Source organism: uncultured Nisaea sp. (assembly GCF_963974195.1).
In the GTDB taxonomy this organism is placed as follows: domain Bacteria; phylum Pseudomonadota; class Alphaproteobacteria; order Thalassobaculales; family Thalassobaculaceae; genus Nisaea.
In genome coordinates, this window is the sequence record NZ_CAXBDC010000006.1 from 1 (window position 1) to 20,602 (window position 20,602).

Sequence of the window (20,602 nt, forward strand, 5' to 3'; positions counted from 1 at the left end):
CCGCCTACATGGCCTTCGGCTATGCCCAGTCGACCGGCAAGGTCGGCGCCTATGCCGTGGTTCCCGGTCCCGGCTTGCTGAACACCTTCGCCGCGCTCTCCACCGCCTACGGATGCAACGCCCGCGTCCTTGCCCTGACCGGGCAGATCCCGAGCAACACCATCGGTCGCGGCCTCGGCATGTTGCACGAGATCCCCGATCAGCTCGGCCAGATGGAGCGGCTGACGAAATGGTCCCACAGGATCAATCACCCCTCCGAAGTCCCCGCCGTCATGGATCAGGCCTTCCGGGAACTCTGGAGCGGACGCCCGCGCCCGGTCGGCATCGAAATGCCGCTCGATCAATTGCATCTGAAAAGCCCGGTCGGCCCGATCACGCCGACCACGGCACCGGAACCGCCGGAGCCCGATCCGGACCTGATCGCAAAGGCCGCCCGGATGCTCGGCGAGGCCAGCAACCCGATGATTTTCGTCGGCGGCGGTGCCTATGAAGCGGCGGAGGAAATCCGCGCGCTGGCGGAAATGCTGCAGGCGCCTGTCGTGTCCTACATGAATGGCAAGGGTGTGCTGGATGACCGGCACCCGCTTTCCCTGCACCATCCGGCGGGTAACCGGCTCTGGGGCGATGCCGACGTGGTGATTTCCATCGGCTGCCGCCTGCAGCATGAGCGGATGACATGGGGCACGGATGACCGTCTCGGCATTATCCATCTCGATATCGATCCCACCGAGCTGGCGCGGGTCGCGAAGCCGGATGTCGGCATTGTCGCCGACGCGGCAGGCGGCACCCGGGCATTGCTCGACAAGATCCCCGCCCATAATCGCGCGCGGCCCTCTCGTACCGACGAGATGGAAGCTCTCAAGGCGGAGTTTCAGGCACAGTTCGAGGCCAAGATCGGCCCGCAGATGGAATGGGCGGCCACCCTGCGCGACGCGCTGCCCGAAGATGGCTTCCTGGTCGATGAATTCACCCAGGTCGCCTATGCCTGCCGCATCGGTTTTCCGACCTACGCCCCGCGCACGCTGATCTCGCCCGGTTATCAGGGCACCCTCGGCTACGGCTATGCCACCGCGCTCGGCGTGCAGGTTGCGCATCCGGACAAGCAGGTGCTGTCGATCAATGGCGATGGCGGCTTCATGTACACCATGCCGGAGCTCGCGACCGCCGTGCATCACGGCATCAATGTTGTCGCCGTGGTCTTCGCGGACGGTGCCTACGGCAATGTGATGCGGATGCAGAAAGAGCTTTATGACAACCGGGTGATCGGCAGCGAATTCACCAATCCCGATTTCGTGAAGCTGGCCGAGAGCTGTGGTGCGCTAGGTTTGCGCGCAACCACACCCACCGAGCTTCGGAAAAAGATCGAGGAAGGTTTCGCCGCCGGGCGGCCGACCCTGATCGAGGTTCCGGTCGGTGAATTCCCGGAACCCTGGCCGGTGATCAGGCCCGGACCGTCGCGACCGAAGCGGTAACGGCGTTCCGGCCCGGCACTGTCCGAACCTTTGGATGAGCTATGAGCGAAACAGCCCTGATCGTGGGAGCCGGCGCCGGTCTCAGCGCCTCCCTCTCCCGTCTTTTTTCGGCAAACGGCATGAAGGTCGCGCTGGCGGCCCGTGACACGGAGAAGCTGGCAGACCTGGCCACGGAGACCGGTGCCCTGACGCAGGCTTGCGATGTTGCCGACAAGACCAGTGTCGCCAGCCTGTTCACCTGGCTGGATGACGCGCTCGGCAGCCCGGACATTGTCGTCTTCAATGCCTCGAAACGGGCACGCGGTCCGATTGCCGAGCTTGACCCCGATGAAGTCCTGGCCGCCACGACCGTTACCTGCCACGGGGCTTTTCTGGTGGCGCAACAGGCGGCAAAACGCATGCTGAAGACCGGTCATGGCAGCATCCTGCTGACCGGCGCGTCGGCCGGGGTAAAGGGCTATCCTCAGTCGGCACCTTTCGCGATGGGCAAGTTCGGACTGCGCGGCCTTGCGCAATCCATGGCCCGCGAGCTGCACCCGCAAAATATCCATATCGGTCATTTCGTGATCGATGGCGGCATCCGGACGGCGGACGATCAGCGGGAAGCCCCGGGCGAGGACAAGCTGCTCGATCCGGATGCGATCGCCGAGAGCTATCTGCATTTTCACCGGCAACCGCGCTCAAGCTGGGCCTGGGAGATCGAACTCCGGCCCTGGAAAGAGACATTCTGACGCCGGAATTTGTTGCTCGGACCTGTTGCCCGATAGTCACAAAATGCGGGCAATCGCACACCATAAAGCGTCACTGATTTTTTTCTCTTCCATTTCTGGATGCATGCCCCATATATCGGCCCGTTATATATCGGACCGATATAAGCAGGCTCGTTCATGGATGTAAAAACACTCTGCCTCGCAGTGCTCAGCCGCCGGGATGCGACAGGCTACGAAATCCGCAAGCAATTCGCGGAAGGACCATTTGCGCATTTCCAGAAGGCGTCGCTCGGCGCCATCTATCCCGCCCTGACACGCGCTGCCGAGGACGGGCTGGTAACAGTCACCGAAGAAGCCCAGGACGGCCGCCCGGACAAGAAGGTCTATTCCCTGACAGAGGCGGGTAAAGCCGCCCTGCGCCGCGCCTGCGATACCGAACCGGAACCGGATCAGGTTCGGTCCGACTTGTTCTTCCTGCTTTTCTTTGCCCGTTATCAGACGCCCGAAAAAATCGCGCGTCTGATCGATGAGCGGATTGCGTTCTACGATTCCCAGCAATGCGAGCTGGACGAATTCGGTCCGAACTGTGCCGGCGAGCCCGGCATGAATTTCGTCCGTGGCCTTGGCGGCACCATCTACCGCGCGGCCGCCGATTATATGCGGGCCAACCGTGACGCCTTCCTGGCGGAACTGAATGACGAGGCACGCCATGCCGCTGAATAAAGTGCCGCACGAAACATTCGGGACGCGCGCCTGCGCTCCAAAACCATACAGCCCTGCCGAGGTCCTATGAGAATCAACTATTCCATCCTGCTGGCCACCGTCATTGCCGTCGGGACTGCTGCATGGATTCTGTCTGGCCAGTTCGCGAACGGGAGCCACACGGAAGGCGAAGACGCCGCGGATGCAAAAGCCGCGGCTCCCGCTCAGGCAATGTCTGCCGTGCGTATCCGCGAAAGTGTCGCGGAGCCGTACCGCTCGGCCGTGATCATCACCGGCCGGACAGCCCCTTCCCGGCAGATCGAGCTGAAAGCACAGATCCTCGGCAAGGTCGTAGCGCTCGAGGCAAAAGACGGCGATCTGGTGAAGAAAGGCGCGCCCATCATCCGCTTTGATCCGGAAGACAGGGAAGCCAGACGGCAGATGGCGAAAGCCCGGATCGCGCAGCGCGAAACGCAGTTCAACGCCGCCGACAAGCTTGCCGACAAAGGCTTTCAGGCACAGACCACCCGCGCGGAATCCTTTGCCAATCTTCAGGAAGCCAAGGCCGAGCTCGCCATCATCGAAGAAGAAATCCGGCGCCTCACCATTTCAGTGCCGTTCGATGCCGTGCTCGACGATGTGCATGTGGAAATTGGCGACGTCTTGCAGAGCGGCGATCCTGTAGCGACTCTTTACGATCTCGACCCGATTCTCGTCGTCGCCCAGGTCTCCGAGCAGGAGCGCATCAAACTCGGCGTCGGGCAGCCGGGTAAAGCCAAATTGCTCGATGGCACCGATCTGACGGGAACCATCCGCTACATCTCCGCTGCCGCCGATTCCGAAACAAGGACATTCCGGGTCGAACTCGAAGTGCCCAATCCGGACATGAATCTGGAGCTTGGCATTACTGCCGGCGTCATCCTGCCGCTTCCGGAGGTCACTGCCCACAAGCTCACGGCCGGTGTCTTCACACTGAACGACGATGGCCAGCTCGGGGTGATGACCGTCGATGCTTCCAGCACCGTCCGCTTCAACAAGGTGGACGTGCTCGACAGCGATGCGGACTGGGCCTACGTCACCGGCCTGCCGGAGCGTGCACAATTGATCACGGTCGGCCAGGAATTCGTCTCCGACGGCGAGACCGTACGGGCCGTTCCTGAATCCGCCGTCGGCACCGACGCCGCCAAAGCAAGCTGAGGATCGCCCGATGCATGCGCTGATCGACGCCGCCCTGCACCGCAGCCGCACCACCCTGATGGTGCTGGCCCTGATCCTGATTTCCGGAGCGGTCGCCTATGTGACGATCCCGAAAGAGGCGGATCCGGACGTCAATATCCCGATCATCTACGTCTCGATGAAGCATGACGGCATCTCGCCGGAGGATGCCGAACGGCTTCTGCTGAAGCCGATGGAGTCCGAGCTGCGCGGTATCGAGGGCGTGAAGGAAATGCGCGCCACCGCCTACGAAGGCGGCGCGAACGTCACCCTGGAATTCACCGCCGGTTTCGATGCCGATCAGGCAATGCTGGATGTCCGTGAGAAAGTCGATCTCGCCAAGCCGGAGCTGCCCGAGGAAACGGATGAGCCGACGGTTCACGAAGTCAATGTGAGCCTGTTCCCCATCCTGGTCGTGACCCTTTCCGGCGAGCTGCCCGAACGCACCATGCTGCACCTCGCCCGCAATCTCCGCGACGAGATCGAGGGCATCACCTCCGTGCTCGAGGCGAAACTCACGGGCGAACGCGAGGAGCTGGTCGAGATCGTCATCGATCCGCTGCGCCTCGACAGCTACAACATCGACGCGACGGCGGTCCTCAACACCGTCGCCCGCTCGAACCAGCTGGTTGCCGCCGGTACACTCGACACCGGCAACGGCCGGTTTCCGATCAAGGTGCCCGGCCTTTACGAAAACCTGCAGGACATCCTCGACCAGCCAATCAAGACGAACGGCGATGCCGTGGTCCGGGTGCGCGACATCGCCTATGTCGAGCGTGGCTTTAAGGACCGGGACACCCATGCCCGGCTTGATGGCAGGCCTGCGATTGGCATCGAAATCACCAAGCGGATCGGCACAAACGTCATCGAGACGGTCGAGAATGTCCGCGCCATCGTCGCCGAGACCCAGAAAGCCTGGCCCGCCGGCGTGACCGCGACCTTCAGCCAGGACAAGTCCGGCCAGATCCGGACCATGCTGACCGACCTCAGGAACAACGTTCTGAGTGCGGTCCTGCTGGTCATGATCGTGATTGTCGGTGCCCTCGGTTACCGCTCCGCCGGACTGGTCGGTATCGCCATCCCCGGCTCCTTCCTGCTCGGCATCCTGACCCTGTCCTCACTCGGACTGACGGTGAATATCGTCGTGCTGTTCAGCCTGATCCTCGCGGTCGGCATGCTGGTCGACGGCGCCATCGTGGTGACGGAATATGCGGACCGGAAATTGTCGGAAGGGCTCGACCGCCGCACCGCTTATGCGGAAGCCGCCAAGCGCATGGCCTGGCCGATCATCGCCTCGACGGCGACGACCCTTGCCGCCTTCCTGCCGCTGCTGTTCTGGCCCGGTGTGGTTGGCGAGTTCATGAAGTTCCTGCCGATCACGCTGATCGCGACCCTCACCGCCTCTCTTTTCATGGCTTTGCTGTTCGTCCCGGCTCTCGGTTCTATCTTCGGCAAGTCCGGCGCCCAGAGCGAGGAAAGCCGGGAGTCTCTCGCGGCCATGGAAAATGGCGACCTGAACAAGGTCAGGGGCTTTACCGGCGGCTATCTGAAGGTTCTGAAACTCGCGCTGACCAATCCCGGCAAGGTGATACTGGCCGCGGCCGCACTGCTGGTCGGTGTGCAGTATTATTACGCCAATCACGGCAACGGCGTGGAGTTCTTCCCCGAGGTCGAACCCGACAACGCGATGGTCCATGTGCATGCCCGTGGCAACATGTCGACGGCGGAAAAGGCGCGGCTGGTCTTCCAGATAGAGAAGGAAGTTCTCGATATCGGCGGTTTCAAGTCCGTCTACACCTTCGTTGGCGAAAAGGAAGGCGGCGGACAGGATCTGGCCGAGGACGTCATCGGCACCATTCAGGTAGAGTTCGATGACTGGCAGAACCGTGCGCCCGCGGATGAAATCCTGGCCGAGATCTCCGAACGCGGAAAAGCCTATCCCGGTATTTTCGTCGAAACGGCCAAGGAAGAAGGCGGCCCGCCCACCGGCAAGGCCGTGCAGGTTCAGCTCCGCTCCAACTATCCGGATCGTCTGATCGAAGCAACAGCAATGGTGCGCGCACAATTCGACAAGATGACTGGATTGCAGAATATCGAGGATGACCGGCACATTCCCGGCATCGAGTGGCAGATCGCCGTCGACCGGGCGCAGGCGGCAAAATTCGGAGCCGACATCGCCCTGATCGGCAGCTACGTGCAGCTCGTCACCCGCGGCCTCAAGATCAGTGACTTCCGGCCGAACGACAGCGACGAGGAAATCGACATTGTCGTCCGCTATCCCCGTCCGTCCCGCCGTCTCGACCAGTTCCTCGCGATCCGGATGATGACGGACAAGGGGCTGGTGCCCTTGCGCAACTTCGTCTCCTGGTCGCCACAAGCCAAAGTCGGAACCATCAAGCGGTCAGACGCCCGTCAGGTCATGGCGGTGAAGGCGGACGTGCTCCCCGGTGTGCTGGCCGACGAAAAGGTCCAGGAGCTGACCGCCTGGCTTGGGAAGACCAAACTGCCGGACGGCGTGAGCTACAAGTTCAAGGGGGAGGACGAGGAGCAGAAGGCCGCCCAGGACTTCCTCGGCAAGGCTTTCGGCGTTGCGCTGTTCATCATGGCCATCATCCTGGTCACCCAGTTCAACAGCTTCTACAGCGCCTTCCTGATCCTGAGCGCCGTGATCATGTCCACCATCGGCGTGATGATCGGCCTGATGATCACGGGTCAGCCCTTCGGCATCGTGATGAGCGGCATCGGCGTGATCGCGCTGGCCGGTATCGTGGTGAACAACAATATCGTGCTGATCGACACGTTCGATGCGCTGAAGACGACCACGGGCAGCACCATGGAGGCGATCCTGCGAACCGGCGCCCAGCGGCTTCGTCCGGTGATGCTGACCACGATCACGACCATGCTCGGCCTGCTGCCGATGGTCTTCCAGCTCAATATCGATCTGTTCACGCGGGAAGTCTCGGTCGGAGCGCCATCGACCCAGTGGTGGGTCGCGCTTGCCTCCGCCATCGTCTTCGGCATGGGATTCGCCACGATCCTGACCCTGATCGTCACCCCGTCAGCGCTTCAGCTCCGGGGCAATTATCAGGACTGGCGCGCCGCCCGGCGGGCCCGCAAGGCCGGACGCGATCAGGATAGCGGCTTTCCGGTTGGGGGCGGCAGTGCTCCCAATGCCGCGGAATAAAGATACGGCGGACGAGAGAAAGGTCAGCGCTTCAGCCAGCTCTTGAGCCGGCTGCTTGCCTCGACCATGTCCGCCGTGCTTCCGGCAAAGGAAAACCGTAACGAGCGGTGGCCACGTGCAGGGTCGAAATCCATGCCCGGCGTGGCCGCGACGCCGATCTCGTTCAGCATGTGCTTGCAGAAATCGACGCTGTCATTGGTGAAGCGGCTGACATCCGCGTAGATGTAGAACGAGCCATCCGCCGGGGCGAGTTCATCCAGACCGGCCGCCGGTAGCTCGTTCAGCAAAACCTCGCGGTTCCGGGCATAGCGTGCCACGTTGGCCCGTAGTTCTTCCTCGCAGTCGAAAGCCGCCATCCCCGCGAACTGGGAGAGCGTCGGCGGCGAGATGAACAGGTTCTGGGCCAGCCGCTCCATGGAGAGCGCCAGATCATCCGGCACAACCATCCAGCCGAGCCGCCAGCCGGTCATGCAGAAATATTTCGAGAAACTGTTGATGACGATTGCCTGATCGTCGCTTTCGAGCGCCGACACGGAACGGATACCGAAATCGATCCCGTTATAGATTTCGTCCGAGACCAGCCGGATGCCCTTTTCCCGGCAATAGCGGGTCAGCGCCGCCATTTCCTCTTCCCCCAGCATCGTGCCGGTCGGGTTGGAGGGGCTGGCAATGATCAGGCCGTCCAGCTCTCCCTCGACCGCATCCAGCAATGCCGGTGTCGGCTGGTAACGATGCTCGCGCTCCGTCTCCAGCAGCACGGGCTCGACACCAAGGGCGGACAGGATATTGCGATAGGCCGGATATCCCGGCGACGCCATGGCGACCCGATCGCCAACATCGAAAGCCGCGAGAAAGGCGATCTGGAAAGCACCGGAAGAACCGGTCGTCACCATGATCCGTGACGGGTCCAGCGAAACGCCGTACCAGCTTTTATAGTGCTGTGCGATCCGCTCCCGCAGCGGGGGCAGGCCCGCCGCGAGCGTGTAGCCGATCCGGTCGTCATCCAGCGCTTTTCGCGCCGCTTCCAGAACGCCCTTCGGGGCCGGCGTGGATGGTTGGCCGACTTCAAGATGCAGCACATCCTTACCGGCATTCTCCAGACGTCCGGCTTCTTCCATCACATCCATGACGATGAAGGCGGGGACATCTCCCCGCCGGGATATTTTCAGGGTCACGGGCTTGCCTTTCAGCTTGTTATTTGGCGCCTTCGAAGAGGATCATGCCGCGTCCACGCGGATCGTCGGCAATGCCGCAATCCTTGTCGCTGCGCGGGATTCCCTCCTTGCAACGGAACAGACGCACGGCACCTATCGGCTGGGAGGCTGGCTGCACCGGATAGCCCGCACTGGCGGCGAGTGCTCCGGCTGCCGGTGTGATACCGGACTCGACTGCAATCACGCCCGCCGCCGGATCGAAATGGGAGCGCGGCGCAGCCACGGCGGCGGCCATATCCTGTTTGCCGAGATAGTGCCGGGCAATCGACGGGATCAGGGCGGAAATCGCTTGCCTGCCACCGGTCGCCATCGCGGTCATATGGACCTGCCAGGCATTGGTGTTGCCTGCGATCACCGCAGCGGCCAGCGGAGGATTAGGAGCGGGCAGCGCCGGTGCCGGAATAAACCCGAGATCCGGAAGCGCCTGCCCCGTACCGAAGGGGGTGTTCATGGTCAACGCGCAGCCAACCGACATACCGGTGCGGTCGGTAATGGCAAAGCTCGTCGCCCCGGACCGCGAATCCCCGCCGAACAAAGAGACCGCGCCGGGAGTTGGCGTGGTGCGGGCGGCTCCGGGATGGAAATTGTCAAACAATCGAGCGGCCGCGTCGGCGCTCGAATCGACATCACCGTTCGCCACTGCGTTGGCGGAGCGGACTTCCATCTCAGCCAGCATCAACGGGTCCATGTCCTGCGGCGCGGACGACCAGTCGGCTTCATGAAGAGCAAGAGAAAGCGTCTTTTCGATCAAGGCGCTATCGGCGACGCGGCTGGCTGCGACAGCCCAGACATGATTGTCGAAACCGACACCTTCGGCATCGGTCCAGACTGGAACGGTACTGCGCAGGCGGGCCTGATCGACCCTGTAGCCTGCGGCTTCGGCGCCGGCAATGAAGCGGCGGGAGAGTTGACCTGAATAGAGATCACCGATCCCGGCAACCCGCAACCGGCCAAAAGTGGAGGCGAGATCCAGCTGTACCAGGGAGCTTCCCGCCTGCAATACCGCGCCATTCGGCGCGAGGACATTCGGACGTCCCGGCCCCGACGGCCGTAATACGGATCCGTCACGCACCAGATCCTCCGCGAGGCGGCGGGAGACGGGCTCGCCAAACCGGGCAAGCTGCTCCGACACGCCGATCAGCTGTGTGATCGGCAGGCGGCCATAACGGGCATGCAGGGCGAATATCGCGCGCGGGCCAAGCGGGGCGGCAATTGCATTCTGCTCATCCGACACGGCCTGAGGCAGGAATGAGAGGCGTTCGAAACGCTTGCTCTCCGGATCGAAAGCAATACAGGAACCACCCGCCCCAAGTCCGGCGGAAGACGGCAATGTCACGGCCAGGGTGAAATAGGCGGAGACGGCGGCGTCGGCGGCAGTGCCGCCCTGGACCAGTACATCCTGGGCGATAACGGCTGCCCGCGGCTCATCCACGGCGACGGATCCGAAGAAACCTTCAGTAACCTCGATGGCCTCGTCGCTCGCACAGCCCGCAAGCAATCCGGCGCAAAGCGCCAATGCCACGGGCACGGTCCTCTTAAACATAACGTCCTCTCAAATCGCCGCTGGCTATTGAATGCAGCCCCGGACTCGCGCACATTACAAGACCATGCACGGTACCAATAGGCTCGGACCCAAATCCATGAAGTGCAAAGCCCTAGTTGGCAAGCATCTAATTATGTTCGTTTTTGCGCTGACCATTCTTGCCGGATGGTCCCGGCCCGCGGATGCGCGATCCTATATTACCGATACGGAGATCGAACTTTATATCCGCGAACTTGCAACCCCGGTCTTCCAGAGCGCAGGCCTGTCACCTTCGGCCATCGATCTCTATTTCATCAATGACGATACGCTGAATGCCTTCGTCGCCGGCGGTCAGAACATCTTCTTCCATACCGGCCTGCTGATGGCGACGGAGACACCGGAACAGCTGCTCGGCGTGATCGCGCACGAAACCGGCCATATTGCCGGCGGTCATCTGGCGCGGAGCGGAGAGATCCTCCGCAATGCCAGCCAGAACGCCCTGCTCGGTATTATCCTTGGAGCCGGCGCCGCCCTGGCAACCGGCCGCGGCGATGCCGCGACTGCAATTATCCAGGGCAGCCAGGCTGCTGTTCAAGGCTCGTTGCTGCAATATAGCCGGGCACAGGAATCCTCCGCCGACCAGGCCGGTATCCGGTTCCTCGAAAGCAATCGCGAATCCTCCAGGGGCATGCTGGAATTCCTCTCGACTCTGAGCGGTCAGGAATTGCTGAGCGGCCGCAGCCGTTCGCCCTATGCCAGCACCCACCCGCTGACCCGGGACCGGATTGCCTTTGTCGAGGAGCAGGTTAAAAACTCCCGCTACAGCGACGAAAAACTGCCGGAGGACCTGCAGCAAAAGCATCGCCGCATGGTCGCCAAGCTGCATGGTTTCATCCGCTCCCCGGCCCGCACATTCAAGGCCTATCCCGACACGGACACATCGGTGGAAGCCCGCTATGCCCGCGCCGTGGCCACCTACCGGCTGCCGGATGCCGAGAAAGCCGTCAGCCTGGTCGACGATTTGCTGGCGGACTATCCGGACGATCCGTATTTCTACGAGCTGAAGGGCCAGATCCAGTTCGAAGACGCCAAACCGGCCGAGGCGGAAGTCGCCTATCGAAAGGCGCATGAGGCATTGCCCGACGCTCCCAGGATCGAGCTGGAGCTGTCACGGGTCCTGCTCGCCCTCGATACGCCGGAAAAGGATCAGGAGGCACAGACGCATCTCGAGCATGTCGTGCAACTCATTCCGAATTCGACCTTTGCATGGCGGCAGCTTGCCATTGCCTATGGACGAAACGGAGAACATGGCATGTCCGCCCTTGCCCTTGCCGAAGAAGCCTTCCGCGCTGGCCAGGAACATGACGCGGCGCTGCAGGCAAACCGGGCAAAGCAGAAGCTCAAGCCGCATACGGAAGCCTGGCTGCGGGCCTCCGACATCGAGGAACTTTCGACTCCGCGCGACCGGGAGCGGAAGAAGAAAAACTAGCTCCAACCTTCCCATGCTCAATACGCAATAACGATAACGTGGCTTGTCAGCGCTGGCGGGCCGCATCACATTTGCGCACTCACATGCGTCAATGAAGAAAGCATGACCGGAAAGGTACGCACGATGACCGCCAGGACGACCCTCACGACATTCCGCAGAGCGTTGATACCGGCGCTGGCCCTTGCCGCCAGCCTGACGGTTTTCCCGGCCAGCCAGCCGGCTGTTGCCGCGGAGCCCTTTTCAGCGGACCAGAAGTCGGCGCTCGACAGCGCCATCCGCGATTACATCATGGCGCATCCGGAAGTGATCGTTGAATCCCTGAACGCCATGCAAGCGCGCCAGGAACTGGCACAGAAGGAAAGCCAGCGCGACGCGCTCACAAAGCTTCAGGACCAGATCGTGGGTAACCCGAAAGACCCGGTGATCGGAAATCCGGATGGCGATGTCACAGTCGTCGAGTTTTTCGACTACCAGTGCGGTTACTGCAAACGCATGGTCGACCCGGTGATGCAACTGCTGAAACAGGATCCGAATGTCCGCTGGGTCATGAAGGAGTTCCCGATCCTCGGCCCGGCATCGGTTACCGCGGCACAGGCCTCCATCGCGGCCCGGAATCAGGGCGCCTACCAGGAATTTCACATCGCGCTCATGGCCTATCGCGGACGGCTCAGCGATGCCGTTGTGCTTCAGACAGCACGTGAAGTCGGCCTCGACCTGGATAAACTGAAGGCCGATATGGCGTCCGCCGAGACGCAGAGCACCATCCAGGAAGCCGTTGTACTTGCCCGGTCTCTCGGCGTGAATGGAACACCGGCCTTTATCGTCGGCGAGGAGCTGCTGCCCGGCGCCGTCAGCCTCGACACACTGGTCGAGCAGATCGAAGCCGCCCGTAAAAGCTAGGCTGGAGGAGCCGGGTTAAGGACCGCTTGCAGGATCGGACGGCGGAATATCCCGGACCCGGCTGTAGAATGCAGCTGCAACCACGATCAACCCGGCGACACAGGCAAAGACCAGCCTGTACGCCAGGTCGGAGCCGCCACCGGCAATATCCACGACCAGCCCTGTGATCCATTGCGCGAAGAAGATCGTGCCGACGCCGACAAGGCTCATGGCGGTAATCGCCCGGCCCGCCAGATGATTTGGCACGAACCCCCGGCAATGCGCGGCCAGAACAACGAAGAACGGTGAGACAAAGCCGAAGGCAATCAGCAGCAACATGGCGCCCCAGAGCGGCGGCTGCGGGATCACCGTCATGACGCCGAGCAAAAGCACCATGAGCACACAACTGCCCAGCACCACACGCTTGCGGGAGTTCAGAATCCGGTCCAGCGGACCGAAGCCCAGGGTCCCGGCATTCTGCGCCAGAACCATGGCGAGCAGCGCATAGCCGGCCTCGGTTTGCCCAAGGCCGTGAACCTCCTTGAGGTATGGTCCGGCCCAGAGGCCGCCAACGGTGGCAAAGGGCGCGGCAAAACAGCTTGCCATGATCAGGGTCCCGCGAAGATCGCGATCACGCAGCATTGTCAGGATTGCCGAAAAAGCCTGGCCGAGACTTTCCGGCGGCCGTTCCGGGCGGGCGACACCGGGCGGGTGATCCTGGCCCCAGAGAAAGATCAGGATCGTCACCAGGAGGATCGCCGAGGCGAGAAGCAGGAACGTCACCGTGAACCCGGCTTGCTGCAGCATGATGGCGAGCGGGGCCGTTGCGAGCAGGCCGCTTGTCGCCCCGGAAAGAGCGATAAGCCGCGCTGAAACCGTGGCCACACGGTCCGGGGTGACCCAGCCAAGCACGATCAGATAAACGGTTGTCACGGCACCTGCATGACCGAAGCCGAGAAGCACCCGCCCTCCAACCAATCCCGCCGCGTTATCAGAGACCGCGAAGAGCACCATACCGCACACGGCGATCAGGCTCAGTGCCGACGTGGTGAGGCGCGCACCATAGCGATCGAACAGCACCCCCATCGGGATCTGCACGAAAGCCGCCGCAAGCGACATGATGCCGATGACCACACCGATCTCTGCCGGGGAAATGCCGCGCTGCTCAATCAGAGCATTGGCGATCACACCGCCACCAAGGCGGTTGATCTGCACCAGTGTCAGAAACGCGCACAGAATAAAGAAAACCCGCGCGGCACCGCTGCGCACGGCATGTCCGGTAGCGCCTGTCATAAAACGCCCCCGGACCTGCCGGCACCGCGGAGTGCCCGGAACTGCAACAGCGGAACCATGAATACTCCGTTCAAATATGCGACAGCCCGCCAGCATCGGCCGGCGGGCTGCATATAGAAGCGAAGAGCGAATTCACCGTCCGGTCAAGCGCCTTCTGTCAGGCGTCGAGAACCCCGCGCTTGACCTGGTCCTGTTCAATGGATTCGAAAAGCGCCTTGAAATTGCCCTCGCCGAAACCTTCATCTCCCTTGCGCTGGATCAGCTCGAAGAAAATCGGTCCGATCACCGTCTCGGTGAAGATCTGCAGCAGCAGGCCGCCATCCTCGGTTGGCGCACCATCGATAAGAATACCGTGCTGCTTCAGGTCCGCGACATTCTCGCCATGCCCGGGCAGCCTTTCGTCCAGCATTTCATAATATGTGTCGGGCGGAGGAGCCATGAACCTGGAGCCTGCCGCCTTGAGCGCTTCGACACTGGCGAAAATATCGTCGGTTGCCATCGCGATATGCTGGATGCCCTCGCCCTTATAGGCGTTGAGATATTCCTCGATCTGCGATTTGTCGTCGGCGGATTCGTTGATCGGGATCCGGATCTTGCCGCACGGGCTGGTCATCGCCTTGGACCTGAGGCCGGTCAACTTGCCCTCAATATCGAAATACCGGATCTCGCGAAAATTGAAGAGCTTCTCGTAAAAGTTGGCCCATACATCCATCCGCCCGCGATGCACGTTGTGGGTCAGGTGATCGACCATCGTAAAACCGGCTCCGGCAGGCACCTGCTCCACACCATCCAGTGGCACGAAATCCACGTCATAGATGGTCGGCCCGCCATACCGGTCAACCAGATAGATCAGGCTGTCGCCGATACCGTGGATCGCCGGAATATTGAGTTCCATCGGCCCGACCTTGCCTTCGAACGGCCGGGCGCCGAGTTTCAGGGCACGGTCATACGCCGCCGCCGCATTCTTAACGCGGAACGCAATGGCGCAACAGGACGGGCCATGCACCCGGGCGAAAGACTGGGCGAAACTGTCCGGCTCCCCGTTGACGATGAAGTTCACGCCGCCCTGCCGGAAAAGCGTCACGTCCTTGGACCGGTGCCTGGCAACAGCTGTAAAGCCGAGAGTCCGGAACAGCGTCTTCAGGTTTTCCGGGTCCGGCGCTGTATATTCAACAAACTCGAAACCATCGGTCGCCATCGGATTGTCGATGGTGCCGCCTGGAATTGGGGGAAGTGTTTCCGATGCCATGAACGTCTCCTCCGGTCTGCCTCCGGCTTCCGCTCCCGCTTGACAGTGCAGCGGCGAGAACGGAACGTCAGGGCAGATCACATTTAGTTACATATGAAACTAATTAAGGATTGCGCGTGCAGAGTCAAGACACCGACGTCGATACCTCCGGCAATGCGATGCCAGCCAAACAGGGCTTTGCTCTCGATAATTTTCTGCCCTATCGGCTGGCGCTGCTTTCATCACTGGTCTCGCGCAGCATCCAGAAGCTGTATGCATCGGAATTCGATATCAGCATCCCCGAATGGCGGCTCGTGGCCATTCTCGGCAGTGATGGCCCCATGACGTCGAACGATATCCGGCAGCGAGCCGCGATGGATAAGGTTCAGGTCAGCCGCGCCGCGGCAAAATTGCTGGAAGGGGGGCATATCCGGAAACAGGTTCACCCTGATGATCGGCGCCGGGCAATATTATCTCTCTCCGAAAGCGGCCAGACAATTTACAACCAAATCGTGCCGATCGCACTCGAAAGGGAAGAGCATCTTGCCTCAATCCTCACCCCGGAAGAGAAAGACACGTTAATTCAATTATTGGAAAAATTGACAAAAATGGCTCAAAATATGACAACCACTCCGTAAAGGTGGTTGTCAGGACGTCCAGGTTTCAGAATAACTCTCTTCCACACGCAGTTTATTGCCTCAACCATTGCGGCATGATATCCGGATTCCCATCGAGGTTCGCGCATTCGCGCTTTGGACCGCGTCCAAGCTCTTGGAAAGAGTTCAGGCAATGAGCCAGATAATCGAAAACATCGAAGACCCGACATTAGGGAAATTGGTGGAACGATGGTTCGCGTGGCGCACCGGCGATGCCTATCCGGCGCGCAAGTCGATTGAACCGCTTGAGCTTGGACCGGCACTTCCATTTGTCTGGATTTGCCAGCGGGAGCCGGATCACGACTGTTATCGCTATCACCTCGTCGGTGAAGCGGTGAACACACTTTACGGCCAGGGCCTCAGAGGCCGTTCCCTGAAGGATTTCCTGTCCGCCAGAACCGCCGCTCTCTTGAAAGAGCGTCTCAACCAGTGCCTGGAATCCGGATTTCTTGTCCATACCGTGGCGCCACAGACCTTGCACGACAAACGCCATGTCATTGTCCAGCGGCTGTTTCTTCCTATGACTGGTCCTTCCGGCGATCTGGATACCATTCTCGGCTGCACAAAAGTCACCGACACCATCCCGGACAATGCCCGCCAGAACACGCAATCCCATGAAGGCACGTATGCGAGTGACGGCACCTGCCTGAAAAAAGGCAGCTCCATTCTCACCATGTACTCCTCGGATCAGTTATATTAGATGATTCGCGGGGCCGGTTCCGATTGCGTCACCCGGACCGCGTGATATAACCCTCGAAACTGAGATGCAGGCGAGCATAGTGTCTGAACGCCCGGAAATTCTTATCCTGAACGGTCCAAATCTGAACATGCTTGGAACCCGGGAGCCTGAGCTCTATGGGGCCGAGACATTGGATGATGTCGATGCCATGTGTGCCGACCATGCGGCGACACTCGGGCTGGCGACCGATTTCCGGCAATCGAACTTCGAAGGCGAAATGGTAACGATCATCCAGCAGGCGCGCGGCAGCGCGTCGGGGATTATCATCAATGCCGGTGCTTATACGCACACCTCCGTCGCCATTCACGACGCTTTACGCGTGGCCGACCTGCCGGTGATCGAAGTGCATATTTCGAACATTCACCGGCGCGAAGCCTTCCGCCACACCTCTTATATTTCATCCGTTGCCGAAGGAATCATCGTCGGCCTTGGAACCCAGGGCTATGTCCTGGCCCTTGATGGTATGGCGCGGATACTCGATCGCACCTGAACGAACCCGGAGACCCCTTTGTCGCACGACATTGACAGCAAACTCGTAAGAAAGCTCGCCGCCCTCCTGGAAGAGACCGGCCTCGGCGAACTCGAATACGCGACGGACGATTGGCGGATCCGCGTGGCCCGCCCCGCAGTGCAACAGGTTGCCAGTGTAGCGGCGGCACCGGTTTCGGCACCGATCGCGCCCTCTGCGGACGCAGCGCCGGCTGATATTGCAGGCGCCGTGAATTCCCCGATGGTCGGCACTGCCTATCTCGGCCCCGATCCCGACTCGGCCCCGTTCGTTTCGGTCGGCACCAGGGTCACCGAAGGCCAGACCCTGATGATTATCGAAGCCATGAAGGTCATGAACCCGATTCCCGCGCCCCGCGCCGGAACGGTGAAGGACATACTGGTTCAGAACGGGCAGCCGATCGAGTTCGGCCAGCCGCTGATCGTTATCGAGTAGCGGGCTGGAGCCGAAATGTTCGAGAAAGTCCTAATCGCCAATCGCGGCGACGTGGCCCTGCGCATTCACCGGGCCTGCCGGGAAATGGGCATACGGACCGTTGCCGTGCATTCGACCGCCGACGCGGACGCGATGCATGTGCGCCTGGCCGATGAGAGTGTCTGTATCGGCCCGCCTGCCGCGAAGGACAGCTATCTCAACATCCCGGCCATCCTTACCGCCGCGACCGTGACCGGCGCCGACGCCATCCATCCCGGTGTCGGTTTTCTGTCCGAAAACGCGGATTTCGCCGAAATCGTCGAAGCGCACGGCTTCGTCTTCATCGGCCCCTCGCCGCAGCATATCCGTGACATGGGCGACAAGATCATCGCCAAGCGGACGGTGAAGGCGCTGGGCATTCCTTGCGTGCCCGGCTCTGACGGACCGGTCACCTCGGTCGAGGGCGCCATAGCGGCAGCCGAAGAGATCGGCTTTCCGGTCCTGATCAAGGCCACCGCCGGCGGTGGCGGGCGCGGTATGAAGATCGCCCAGAACAGGGACGAGGTCAGCGACGCCTACAACATGGCCCGCCGGGAAGCGGCGGCGGCGTTCGGCAATGACGAAGTCTATATGGAGCGCTATCTCTCCAAACCGCGCCATATCGAGGTTCAGATCGTCGGTGACGGCCATGGCCACGTGGTGCATCTGGGCGAGCGCGACTGCTCCCTGCAACGGCGCCACCAGAAGGTCCTGGAAGAAGCCCCCTCGCCTGCCCTGAATGCGGAAGCACGCGCGAAGATCGGCGCCATTGCCGCCAGCGCCACCGCGAAGATGAATTACCGCAGCCTCGGTACGCTGGAATTCCTGTACGAGGATGGCGAGTTCTTCTTCATCGAGATGAATACCCGTCTGCAGGTCGAACATCCGATCACCGAAATGATCACCGGTATCGATCTTGTGCGCGAGCAGATCCAGATCGCATCCGGCGCGCCCCTGTCCTTCACCCAGGACGATGTCGTGCTGAACGGCCATTCGATCGAGTGCCGGATCAATGCGGAAAACCCTCGCACCTTTATGCCGTCACCCGGCCGCGTGACCGACTATCACGCACCGGGAGGCCTCGGGGTCAGGGTCGATTCGGCGCTCTATGCCGGCTATCAGATACCGCCTTACTATGACAGCCTGGTCGCCAAGCTGATCGTTCACGGTGCGAACCGGAACGAGTGTTTGTTGCGGCTACGCCGGGCTTTGGACGAGATCGTCATCAGCAATGTCGAGACCACCGTGCCTCTGCATCAGGATCTTTCCCAGGCACCTGATTTCATCAACGGCGAATACGACATACACTGGCTTGAGAAAACTTTCCTCGCTGAACCGGTCTGACCGGTTCGGCCCCTCGCTCGTCAGAGCGTAGAGGAGGCGCCGGCACGATGTCGCAATTGCGGCCCGAACTGTTGCTGCAGGCCTATGCCATCGGTGTCTTTCCGATGGCGGAAAGACACGACGATGCCCGCACCTTCTTTGTTGATCCGGAAAAACGGGGCGTCCTGCCCCTTGCCGATTTTCATATATCGCGCAGCCTCCGCAAGGAGGTAAAGCGGCGGCGTTTCGATGTCCGCTGCGATACGGATTTCCGTGGCGTCCTGGAAGGATGCGCGGAAACCCGGGACGAGCGTCCCGATACCTGGATCAACGAAGAGATCTTCGGGCTCTACATGTCGTTATACGAGATGGGCTACGGGCACAGCGTTGAATGCTGGCGCGACGGAAAGCTCGTCGGCGGGCTATATGGAGTTTCCCTGGGAGCCGCGTTCTTTGGCGAGAGCATGTTCAGCCGGGAGCCGAACGCAAGCAAAGTGGCGCTTGTCCATCTGGTGGCCCGGCTCAAGGCGTCCGGCTTCATGCTGCTGGACAGCCAATTCATCACCGAGCATCTGGCGCAGTTCGGAGCGATCGAAATTCCGCGTCAGAGCTATCGCGACCAGCTCGCGGAGGCACTCAAGCTCCCGGCCGAATTCTATTCGGCGCCGGATGACTGGCCATTCGTTGAAGAGCTTTTGCAATCGAGAAGCCAGACATCATAGACCGGATGTTCCACCGCGTTCAGCGCCGGGCTTGAAGAGAACATCCAGCCCGTGAACAGGCGGATCTGCTCTTCGTCGGGCTTTTGCTCGTCGATTTCGAGAAAGGCGGCGTTTTCCGGTGTTTCGGTCGGCGGACGCTTGCGGCACGCACGCGGCGTAATGGAAAACGTCCCGAAGCTGGCCGTCTCCCCCACCTGCGCCTCGAAGGTGGAGATCCGCGCCGTGATCTTGTCCAGCCCCTGCATGACGGCCACGGGAAGCTCGATCCAGCCCGGATCTGGCGCCGCGGTCTGAGCACCGGCACCGCCAGACTGGGCGATCAGGAGTAAACCCGCCGCCCAGATGGACACACTCTTAGACAGTTTCATGGGATGGATCCCGACCTGTTTCGCCTGACTATTCTTTCTTGGCGGAAGAACTGGCCGAAAATATGAACTTGCCGAGAAGCTGAACGATATCCACGGGGTCCTGCGTATATTCGATTGCCCCGCCATTCTTGATGATATCCGGATCGCCCCCCGGAATGATCTCAAGGAAACTCCCGCCGAGCAGGCTTTCATTCGAGATCGCCGCCGCGCTATCGGCCGGCAGTTCGATATCGTCGCGGATATTCATCGTCACCTTCGCCAGGAAGGATTTCGGGTCAAGCTCCTGGCTGACGATGGAGCCAATCTTGATCCCGCTCATCCGGACGTCACCGCCAACGGCAAGCCCGGCGACCTTGTTGAAGTTCGCCGTCACGGTATAGCCGCCGCGCGTATTAAGGTCGGCAGAGACATAGGCGAATGCCATGAATATGCCGGCAACAACCAGCACTACGGCGCCGATAACCGTTTCGATCGTATTCCGCTTCATGAGACCTCAACAGGTTGAATCAGACAGCGCCAAAGCACTCCCTTCTCACGGCCGGAAACCGTCAGTTCGGAGTCCAGGCTTCATAGTCCCCGGTAGCAGCATCACGCTTGCCGCCTTCGAGAACATGCCCCGGCGGACGATAGGCGTAGCGGGTGCCCGTCAGGTTCGGCAGATGCTCTTTCTGCCACTCGAAATCGTTATCGGCCGGCAGCGGCGCCTCGGCCGTGTAATGCAACCAGGCATGCCATTCCGCCGGCACCTTCGAGGCTTCGACGATACCGTTATAAATCACCCAGCGTTTCCGCTTGTAGCCAGCGGCCGGTGCGGACTTGTGCTCGTAATAGCGATTACCGAACTGGTCCTGACCGATCTCGCGGCCGTTGAGCCATGTATAAATTGACGTGCCGATGTTCATCGACGAACCACCCTGTCACCTGC

The 20,602-nt window shown here is 61.1% G+C and carries 20 protein-coding genes; 13 read left to right on the top strand and 7 right to left on the bottom strand.

What is annotated here, in order from left to right; translation table 11 throughout:
- From AAC126_RS02445 to AAC126_RS02465, 5 genes are all read left to right on the top strand, one after another.
- The coding region (locus AAC126_RS02445) for a thiamine pyrophosphate-dependent enzyme (RefSeq protein WP_339849667.1) at nt 1–1,472 on the top strand (1,472 nt) is incomplete at its 5' end.
- 41 nt (nt 1,473–1,513) lie between these two features.
- Nucleotides 1,514–2,203, top strand: a complete 690-nt coding sequence (locus tag AAC126_RS02450) for an SDR family NAD(P)-dependent oxidoreductase (RefSeq protein ID WP_339849669.1) — start codon at nt 1,514–1,516, stop codon at nt 2,201–2,203.
- 156 nt (nt 2,204–2,359) lie between these two features.
- Entirely contained in the window at nt 2,360–2,905 is a 546-nt protein-coding gene (locus tag AAC126_RS02455; RefSeq protein WP_339849671.1) for a PadR family transcriptional regulator, read from the top strand.
- A gap of 66 nt (nt 2,906–2,971) precedes the next feature.
- On the top strand, nt 2,972–4,081 hold the full coding sequence (locus AAC126_RS02460; RefSeq protein ID WP_339849675.1) for an efflux RND transporter periplasmic adaptor subunit: 1,110 nt from the start codon (nt 2,972–2,974) through the stop codon (nt 4,079–4,081).
- Between the two features lie 10 nt (nt 4,082–4,091).
- Nucleotides 4,092–7,283 (top strand): efflux RND transporter permease subunit, encoded by a 3,192-nt coding sequence (locus AAC126_RS02465; RefSeq protein ID WP_339849678.1) that lies wholly within the window; start codon nt 4,092–4,094, stop codon nt 7,281–7,283.
- Between the two features lie 23 nt (nt 7,284–7,306).
- Here the strand turns inward: AAC126_RS02465 and AAC126_RS02470 are convergent, their stop codons facing one another.
- Both AAC126_RS02470 and AAC126_RS02475 read right to left on the bottom strand, forming a co-directional pair.
- Entirely contained in the window at nt 7,307–8,458 is a 1,152-nt protein-coding gene (locus AAC126_RS02470; protein WP_339849681.1) for an aminotransferase class I/II-fold pyridoxal phosphate-dependent enzyme, read from the bottom strand.
- A 19-nt stretch (nt 8,459–8,477) separates the two neighbouring features.
- Nucleotides 8,478–10,040, bottom strand: coding sequence for a gamma-glutamyltransferase (locus AAC126_RS02475; RefSeq protein WP_339849684.1), 1,563 nt, complete (start codon nt 10,038–10,040; stop codon nt 8,478–8,480).
- 133 nt (nt 10,041–10,173) lie between these two features.
- Between AAC126_RS02475 and AAC126_RS02480 the strand changes: the two genes are divergently transcribed.
- Complete coding sequence (locus AAC126_RS02480; RefSeq protein ID WP_339849686.1) at nt 10,174–11,508, top strand: M48 family metalloprotease; 1,335 nt, start codon at nt 10,174–10,176, stop codon at nt 11,506–11,508.
- A 102-nt stretch (nt 11,509–11,610) separates the two neighbouring features.
- A complete protein-coding gene (locus tag AAC126_RS02485; protein WP_339849689.1) occupies nt 11,611–12,408 on the top strand; it encodes a DsbA family protein in 798 nt (265 codons plus the stop codon).
- Between the two features lie 15 nt (nt 12,409–12,423).
- On the opposite strand, the gene AAC126_RS02490 is transcribed toward AAC126_RS02485, so the two are convergent.
- Both AAC126_RS02490 and hppD read right to left on the bottom strand, forming a co-directional pair.
- Nucleotides 12,424–13,680, bottom strand: coding sequence for an MFS transporter (locus AAC126_RS02490; protein WP_339849693.1), 1,257 nt, complete (start codon nt 13,678–13,680; stop codon nt 12,424–12,426).
- A gap of 157 nt (nt 13,681–13,837) precedes the next feature.
- The gene (hppD, locus tag AAC126_RS02495) at nt 13,838–14,929 is read right to left on the bottom strand and encodes a 4-hydroxyphenylpyruvate dioxygenase (protein WP_339849695.1); all 1,092 of its coding nucleotides are present in this window, start codon (nt 14,927–14,929) and stop codon (nt 13,838–13,840) included.
- A gap of 116 nt (nt 14,930–15,045) precedes the next feature.
- On the opposite strand from hppD, the gene AAC126_RS02500 reads away from it, so the two are divergent.
- From AAC126_RS02500 to aat, 6 genes are all read left to right on the top strand, one after another.
- Nucleotides 15,046–15,546 (top strand): MarR family winged helix-turn-helix transcriptional regulator, encoded by a 501-nt coding sequence (locus AAC126_RS02500; protein WP_339849697.1) that lies wholly within the window; start codon nt 15,046–15,048, stop codon nt 15,544–15,546.
- 151 nt (nt 15,547–15,697) lie between these two features.
- Nucleotides 15,698–16,264, top strand: coding sequence for a PAS domain-containing protein (locus AAC126_RS02505; protein ID WP_339849700.1), 567 nt, complete (start codon nt 15,698–15,700; stop codon nt 16,262–16,264).
- Between the two features lie 79 nt (nt 16,265–16,343).
- Nucleotides 16,344–16,793: a type II 3-dehydroquinate dehydratase gene (gene aroQ / locus AAC126_RS02510; protein ID WP_339849703.1), complete on the top strand. Its 450-nt coding sequence runs from the start codon at nt 16,344–16,346 to the stop codon at nt 16,791–16,793.
- 18 nt (nt 16,794–16,811) lie between these two features.
- Complete coding sequence (accB, locus tag AAC126_RS02515) at nt 16,812–17,246, top strand: acetyl-CoA carboxylase biotin carboxyl carrier protein (protein ID WP_339849705.1); 435 nt, start codon at nt 16,812–16,814, stop codon at nt 17,244–17,246.
- Nucleotides 17,247–17,261: 15 nt separating this feature from the next.
- On the top strand, nt 17,262–18,608 hold the full coding sequence (gene accC, locus AAC126_RS02520; RefSeq protein WP_339849707.1) for an acetyl-CoA carboxylase biotin carboxylase subunit: 1,347 nt from the start codon (nt 17,262–17,264) through the stop codon (nt 18,606–18,608).
- A gap of 47 nt (nt 18,609–18,655) precedes the next feature.
- Nucleotides 18,656–19,309, top strand: a complete 654-nt coding sequence (gene aat, locus AAC126_RS02525) for a leucyl/phenylalanyl-tRNA--protein transferase (protein ID WP_339849709.1) — start codon at nt 18,656–18,658, stop codon at nt 19,307–19,309.
- On the opposite strand, the gene AAC126_RS02530 is transcribed toward aat, so the two are convergent.
- From AAC126_RS02530 to AAC126_RS02540, 3 genes are all read right to left on the bottom strand, one after another.
- Nucleotides 19,243–19,677 carry a DUF2155 domain-containing protein gene (locus tag AAC126_RS02530; protein WP_339849711.1) on the bottom strand — a complete coding sequence of 145 codons (435 nt, stop codon included), beginning with the start codon at nt 19,675–19,677 and terminating at the stop codon, nt 19,243–19,245. The genes aat and AAC126_RS02530 overlap by 67 nt on opposite strands.
- Nucleotides 19,678–19,705: 28 nt before the next feature.
- Entirely contained in the window at nt 19,706–20,164 is a 459-nt protein-coding gene (gene mlaD, locus AAC126_RS02535; RefSeq protein WP_339849714.1) for an outer membrane lipid asymmetry maintenance protein MlaD, read from the bottom strand.
- 61 nt (nt 20,165–20,225) lie between these two features.
- Entirely contained in the window at nt 20,226–20,579 is a 354-nt protein-coding gene (locus AAC126_RS02540; protein ID WP_339849717.1) for an NADH:ubiquinone oxidoreductase subunit NDUFA12, read from the bottom strand.
- Nucleotides 20,580–20,602 lie beyond the last annotated feature (23 nt).